The 6,875-nt window shown below is 48.8% G+C and carries 5 protein-coding genes; all 5 read right to left on the bottom strand.

The window, feature by feature from the left end:
• Positions 1 to 16: 16 nt before the first annotated feature.
• The 5 genes from ABLT31_RS32110 to ABLT31_RS32090 all read right to left on the bottom strand — a co-directional run bounded on the left by ABLT31_RS32110 (position 17) and on the right by ABLT31_RS32090 (position 6,856).
• Positions 17 to 1,096: a Ger(x)C family spore germination protein gene (locus ABLT31_RS32110; RefSeq protein ID WP_367759407.1), complete on the bottom strand. Its 1,080-nt coding sequence runs from the start codon at positions 1,094 to 1,096 to the stop codon at positions 17 to 19.
• Entirely contained in the window at positions 1,093 to 2,202 is a 1,110-nt protein-coding gene (locus ABLT31_RS32105) for a GerAB/ArcD/ProY family transporter (protein ID WP_367759405.1), read from the bottom strand. Before ABLT31_RS32105 ends, ABLT31_RS32110 begins: the two co-directional genes overlap by 4 nt.
• Before the next feature lie 24 nt (positions 2,203 to 2,226).
• Positions 2,227 to 3,780, bottom strand: a complete 1,554-nt coding sequence (locus tag ABLT31_RS32100) for a spore germination protein (RefSeq protein WP_367759411.1) — start codon at positions 3,778 to 3,780, stop codon at positions 2,227 to 2,229.
• Positions 3,781 to 3,958: 178 nt separating this feature from the next.
• Positions 3,959 to 5,533 (bottom strand): L-glutamate gamma-semialdehyde dehydrogenase, encoded by a 1,575-nt coding sequence (gene pruA / locus ABLT31_RS32095; RefSeq protein ID WP_367759403.1) that lies wholly within the window; start codon positions 5,531 to 5,533, stop codon positions 3,959 to 3,961.
• Between the two features lie 33 nt (positions 5,534 to 5,566).
• Positions 5,567 to 6,856, bottom strand: a complete 1,290-nt coding sequence (locus ABLT31_RS32090; protein WP_367759401.1) for a Glu/Leu/Phe/Val family dehydrogenase — start codon at positions 6,854 to 6,856, stop codon at positions 5,567 to 5,569.
• Between the last annotated feature and the right edge of the window lie 19 nt (positions 6,857 to 6,875).

The following is a 6,875-nucleotide window of genomic DNA, read 5'->3' as shown; positions in this document are numbered from 1 at the left end:
CCACATTTTATTACAATTATTTTTTCAGTGCTGTTAGCTTGATGGGCATGGGGTACTTCCGGTGAAATACCTCAGAGAAACCGAAAATATCGGCTTTCAGCTCTTTCTGCACTTTGTTCAGGGTGAGGGTTAAACGCTTTTCCAAATCCTTTTGCAAACCCTTCTCAAGTATTTTGACAAACTCTGGATTCATCAGGTTTAAGTTGCTCGCATTCAGAATCACGTCATCTTCCGTCACCGCTTTTACCGTAATCTTCCATTTTCCCCCTTCGATCTTTGGAATGAGCTCCGTGTTGGCGCGAAGCAGTGTAGTAGATATATACCCCTTTCCTTTTTCAGTCTTCACGGTGACTGTAGCCTGCTGAATTTCATTCCTGAACCATAGAACCCCTCTAGTCAGCTTGTCGCTGATCTGGCCGATCATTTTATCCTTCTTAAAAATAGCTGTGCGATTGATATAGGCGATCGTCTGCTGCGGCTCCAGTCCCTCTCCGGGAGGAAGGCGGCTGACCATGGGAAGGGCGGCTGCCTGCGCATCTCCGGTAAGCATTTGAAATAACTCTTTTAAGGTGACGTCCGCCAGGATTTCGGATTTCGCCAATTCGCGCAGCACTTCGGAGGAGCTCCCTTCCAGAGGGGGAAGAAGGGCCATTACATCCTTGGCTTTCCCTTTGGCGACAAACACATGTGCACGCAAGCGAGTCTGGGGTTGGCGGGAAAAGAAATCAAGATGCTCGCGAATCCCTTCTTTCGCGGCCTTTTCCCCGATCACGATCACTTTGGCATGCCCCCAAAAGACATCGCGGGGAATTTTTTCTTGGAGATCCGAAATGGCATCGGCGACCGTATTTCCTTCTCCGCTCCTTACAAGCGTCTGGGGGCCGCCCCCGCCAGCACTGCCCCCGCCACCTCCGCCTCCGCCCCCCAATGCTTTGGGTACACTAAACTCCACGGTTAACTCCACGGTCTTTTTATCTTTTTTATCAATCCCAACTCCGACCACGAGGGCCAAATCATTGACTTCTGTCCGATCCCAGCAGCCGGAAAGAAGGAAACTATTCGCCAGGAGCAATAAAACAAACAGCATATGTTTCATCCGCTAGCCCTCCCCTTCTTCCTATCCTTTCTCCTTCTTAGCTGGGCAATCATCCATAACAGAAGTGGGATGGCCGTTTGGACCGACGTTAGATAAAACACGGACGCCGTCCCCAGGAAGTGGGCCAATTCCGCCAGGTTGGGAGCAGACCAAATGGCAAACAGCGTCAGCAGTAACCCGAGAGGAAAGATCAGCGGCCGGTAATCGGAGAGATTCAGCCATTGGGCCGTTCCCAACACCAGCGCGTAATAAAACACGGAAATTTTGATGAAGGCGCCGGCCACCCACATCGCCATGACCAAGGACTCGAGATGCTCCAAAAAGTCGGCAATGCTGATATAACGGACGATGCTCATAACCGGATACGCCAGGGTGGCCGTAATGCCTCCCATAATGAACAAGGTGGCGAGATTGGTAACCAGCATCACGACCAAAACCAGAAATACGGAGATCATGGCCCACCTCAGCCCTTTTTCCCGATCCGTGAGATGCGGCAGGAGAAAAGAGATGAGAAGGAATTCGCTGAACCAGCTCTGCGGGGCCATCGCTCCGACCATGGAAGGAATGATCCCCTTCTCCATGATCGGGAACATATTTTCAGGCTCCATATCCGGAAAAAGAAGAAAGAAAATCAAGAAGATGAGAAGGACCACGATCGGTACAAACATTTGCCCCAGCCTTCCGAGGACTTCGATCCCTCCCCGCACGGCGAAGGCACACGCTAGAACCATGCTGCCCATAACCAGATTTATTGGGGTCTGCAGGAGAAAGGCTCCGACGATGAATTCCCCATACTCCCGAATGACGATCCCATTGATATGCAGATAAAAAAACAAAAGGACAAGCCCGTATATTTTTCCCGGTATCACACCGACAATGTGCCTGCTGTACTGGATGATCGTTTCCTTCGGATAGAACTGGTTCAGCTGATACGCGAGGAATACCGTCAAAAAGCCGGTTAGGGAAGCCCAAATCGGCGAGATCCACATATCCCTCTCGGCATGCCGGGTGGTAATGGCAGGAAGAAGCAGAATGGCCGTGGCTATGATCGTCGGGTGCATGAGGATGGCCATCTGCAGGGCGGAGATTTTCCCTTTTTCAATCACGGTTTCACCTCTTTCCCATACTTTTTAGTCATCTTCCTTGACTGGATCCGGTTTCTGGCCCGGAGCCTGGCGGTATTTGTTATACTCTCCCGTCAAACGCGGACGAGTATTCAGCATCCACCAAGGCGCTCTCACCAGCACGTCTTTCATATCGCGGAATTTCATCGGGGCCATCGGACTCAAATAGGGAACGCCAAAAGACCGCAAGGCGCACAAGTGAGTCAGGATGAAAATGATCCCCAGCATCACGCCGAGCAAGCCCAGCGTGCCCGCCATGATAATGATGGGAAAACGCAGCATCCGCAGGGCAATTCCCGCATTATAGCGTGGGATCGTAAAGGAAGCAATCCCTGTAATCGCAACGACCATGACCATCGGTGCGGAAACGATTCCGGCCTGGACAGCCGCTTGGCCAATGACCAGCGCGCCCACAATGCTCACCGCCGCTCCCACCTGCTTGGGAAGCCGAATCCCCGCTTCCCGAAGCCCTTCGAACGTAATCTCCATGATAAGAGCCTCAACCAGTGCCGGAAAAGGAACTTGTTCCCGGGAAGCCGCCATGCTCAGCAGCAGGGTAGTAGGAACCATTTCGTGATGGTAAGTCAATACAGCGACATAGACGGACGGGAGCAGCAGCGAAATGAGCACAAAGACATAGCGCAGCCAGCGGATGGCCGTTCCGATCAAAAATCGCTCATAATAATCTTCACTGGATTGAAGCAAGGAATAAAGCGTCGTCGGAGCGACTAGAACAATGGGAGTCCCATCGATCAAAATGACGACTCGCCCTTCCAGCAGGTTTGAAACGGCCACATCCGGGCGTTCTGTATTCAATAGTTGAGGAAATGGAGAAAAAGGGTTATCCTCAATCATTTCCTCGATATACCCGCTTTCCAGGATCCCATCGATATCAATCCGCTTCAGCCGATTATTGATTTCCTCAATTAAGGTAGGATCGGCAATGCCATCCACATAGGCAACGATCATTTCGGTTTGAGTTAGACGGCCGACTTTCATCGACTTCATTTTCAATTTAGGGCTTCTGATTTTTCTCCGGATCAGCGAAGCATTGACCCCTAAAGATTCCGTAAACCCTTCGCGGGGGCCTCGTATGACAGATTCGGCCGTCGGTTCTTCAATGGAACGCTTTTCCCATTTCGCAAGGCCGAATGCGTAGCCTTTATTTTCATTTTCCAGCAATAGTACAGGGCTTCCGATAGAAAGCTGCTCTATGCAATCTGCAAATGTTTCTAGTTCTTTTGCCTTGGTGACAGAGATTTTTTTTTGGAATAGCTCATGCAAGGTACTGTGCTTCGATGCGCTTTCTTCCATCAAAGGGGATAACACGCTTGCATCAATTTCCTCAATATTGCATAACCCCTCAATATAAATAAGAACGGCCTTCGTTATACCACCGATGAAAAAAGGCCGAAAGACGACATCCGAACAATCCTCATAAGTTGTTCGAAGAAACTCAATGTTTTTGTTTAATTGCCTAGAAAGAGGAACCAGCTGATTTTCGGCCTGCTGTTGAATATTTACTCTTTTGTTCTTTCTAAACCGGTTGCTATAAAACATATCAGCCCCTTCTTTCCACTCGTGCAAATGAGAAAACATTACTGGTCTATCTTAATTCACAACTGTATTATCTTTGGATAATTTCACCAATTTTAATGTTGAATATTCTACTTTTGGAGAAACGAGGCACGAAAAAAAGCCAGAGAGTCCTTCGACCTCTCTGGCTTCTGTACATACTTTACTTTACTTTTCTAGATACCAACTTCGCTTGGGTAAACAAGAGAAGATAATCATGTCCTCCAGCTTTGGAATCCGTACCGGACATGTTGAATCCGCCAAACGGATGAACGCCTACTAGTGCCCCAGTACACTTGCGGTTGATATAAAGGTTTCCGCAATGGATGGTTTCCTCGGCATACTGGATTCGCTCTTCATTAGTAGAGTAGAAAGAGCCGGTCAAACCAAATTCCGTATCGTTGAACATATCGATGGCCTCTTTCCAGTCCTTTGCTTTCGCGATGGCAAGCACTGGTCCGAAAATTTCTTCCTGCATGATACGGGCTTTCCCGTCCACATCAGCAAATGCTGTCGGTTGGATATAGTAGCCGTTTCCTTCTGCTTTGCCTCCGCCGGCGATCAGTCTTCCTTCCCCTTTACCGATTTCGATATAATCAAGGATTTTTTCATACGCGCTTTGGTCTACCACAGGACCTGCTGGGAAGTTTTCTTCCGGTAAGCCAACTGTCAGCTTCTTCGTAAGCTCAGCTACTCTTTCTACCACTTGGTCATACACCGATTCTACGATAAAGGCACGAGAGCCTGCGGAACATTTTTGCCCTTGGAAACCGAAAGCAGAAGCCACGATGGCAGCAGCAGCAGCTTCTAAGTCAGCCGTTTCATCAACCACGATGCCATCTTTTCCGCCCATTTCCGCAATAACGCGCTTAATCCAAATTTGCCCTTCTGCCGTTTGAGCTGCTAGCTTATTAATGCGCAGACCGACTTCCTTGGAACCGGTAAAGCTGATAAAGCGAGTTTTCGGATGAGTAGTCAGATAATCTCCAACCTCGGCTCCGCTTCCAGGGATAAAGTTGATGACCCCTGCTGGAAGGCCGACTTCTTCCATTAAAGCGACAAACTTGTGAGCAATCACAGGCGTTGTGGAAGCCGGCTTTAACAAAACGGTATTTCCGGATACAACCGCTGCTGTCGTCATCCCTACGCAAATGGCTAATGGGAAGTTCCAAGGCGGAATAACCACTCCAACACCAAGCGGGATATACGTTAGGTAATTGTCTTCCGATTCAATTTTGACAAGGGGATGATGCACATTGGTTTCGCTCAAGCGAATCATTTCACGGGCATAATATTCCATGAAGTCAATGGCTTCCGCTGTATCTGCGTCTGCTTCTGCCCAGTTTTTGCCTGACTCGTATACCATCATTGCAGAAAACTCATGCTTCCGCTCTCTCATCAGCTTTGCTGCTTGAAGCAAAACCTCTGCACGATCTTTAGCCGGAACCTTCTTCCAAGTTTCAAAGGTACTTAAAGCAACCTGCATCGCACGTTCAGCCAGTTCTTGCGTGGCTTTGCTGACTCGACCGATCACTTCGTCTACGTTCCCTGGGTTAATCGAGACGATTTTCGCGTCCGTAATTACCTTATCGGTTCCAATGTGAAGAGGAATGTCTCGGCCTAATTCACTCTTTACCTTGGTAAGCGCCGCTTGCATGGCTTTCTTATTTTCTTCCTTCGTAAAATCAGTAAAGGGTTCATTGACAAACGGGGTGATAGTTTTGGTTAATGTGCTCATTTCCAGTTCTCCTTTGATTCTATATTTTTAGGGTTATACCCAGCCTCTATATTTGGACGCTTCTGCCATCCTGCGCAAACCGACGATATAAGCGGCTAGACGCATATCGACTTTTCGCTCCTGTGACGTTTGATGGACATTATGGAAGGATTTCACCATAATTTTTTGCAGCTTTTCTTCTACTTCTTCCTCTGACCAATAGTACCCCTGGTTGTTTTGCACCCATTCGAAATAGGAGACAACCACGCCGCCGGCGCTAGCCAGCACATCAGGGACGATGAGAATGCCTCGTTCCGTTAGAATTTGTGTGGCTTTAAGGGTAGTTGGGCCGTTAGCTGCTTCAACCAGAATTTTCGCTTTAATATCGGCTGCGTTTTCCTCTGTGATTTGGTTTTCAATCGCCGCAGGAACTAAAATATCGCAATCCTGAACGAGCAATTCTTTGTTCGTAATGCGATTATCAAATAGCTTGGTCACGGTTCCGAAGGAATCGCGTTTTTCTAAGAGATAATCAATGTCTAAACCATTCGGGTCATATAAAGCACCGTAGGCATCGGAGATTCCCACTACCTTTGCCCCTGCATCATAGAGAAACTTGGACAAGAAGCTTCCCGCGTTTCCGAACCCTTGGATAATGACACGAGCCCCTTGCAAAGGAATGCCGACGACCTTTGCCGCCTCTTCCATGACAATGGTCACCCCTTTTGCCGTGGAAGACTCCCGTCCTGCGGAACCGCCTAATACGAGAGGTTTTCCCGTTATGAATCCAGGGGAATCGAATTCGCGGATTCGGCTGTATTCATCCATCATCCAGGCCATGATTTGCGAATTCGTAAATACGTCTGGAGCTGGAATGTCTTTGGTCGGTCCAACGATTTGGCTGATGGCCCGAACATAGCCCCGGCTTAAACGCTCGAGCTCGGGGAAAGACATGTTGCGGGGATCACATTGGATCCCGCCTTTCCCGCCGCCATACGGAAGATCGGTAATCCCGCATTTGATGCTCATCCACATGGAAAGGGCCTTTACCTCATCTTCTGATACCTCAGGATGGAAGCGAATCCCCCCTTTGGTCGGTCCTACTGCATCATTATGCTGGGCGCGCCAGCCTGTGAATACTTTTGTGGAGCCATCATCCATGCGGATAGGGATTCGCACCGTCAAAAGGCGCAATGGCTCCTTCATGAGCTCATATACTGGAGCTTCATACCCCATCTTATCCAATGCCTGTTTAATCACTTGCTGGGTTCTGGCAAATACATCGAGATTTTCCTTTGCTTCGGTCTGCTGCTTCTGATGTAGGTCTTTTTCTAGTAGGCTCATGGTCTCCACCTCGTATGGT

It is taken from the genome of Ammoniphilus soli (assembly GCF_040813775.1).
Note: the sequence above shows the minus strand (reverse complement) of the source record. Positions and strands in the feature narration are given on the sequence as shown.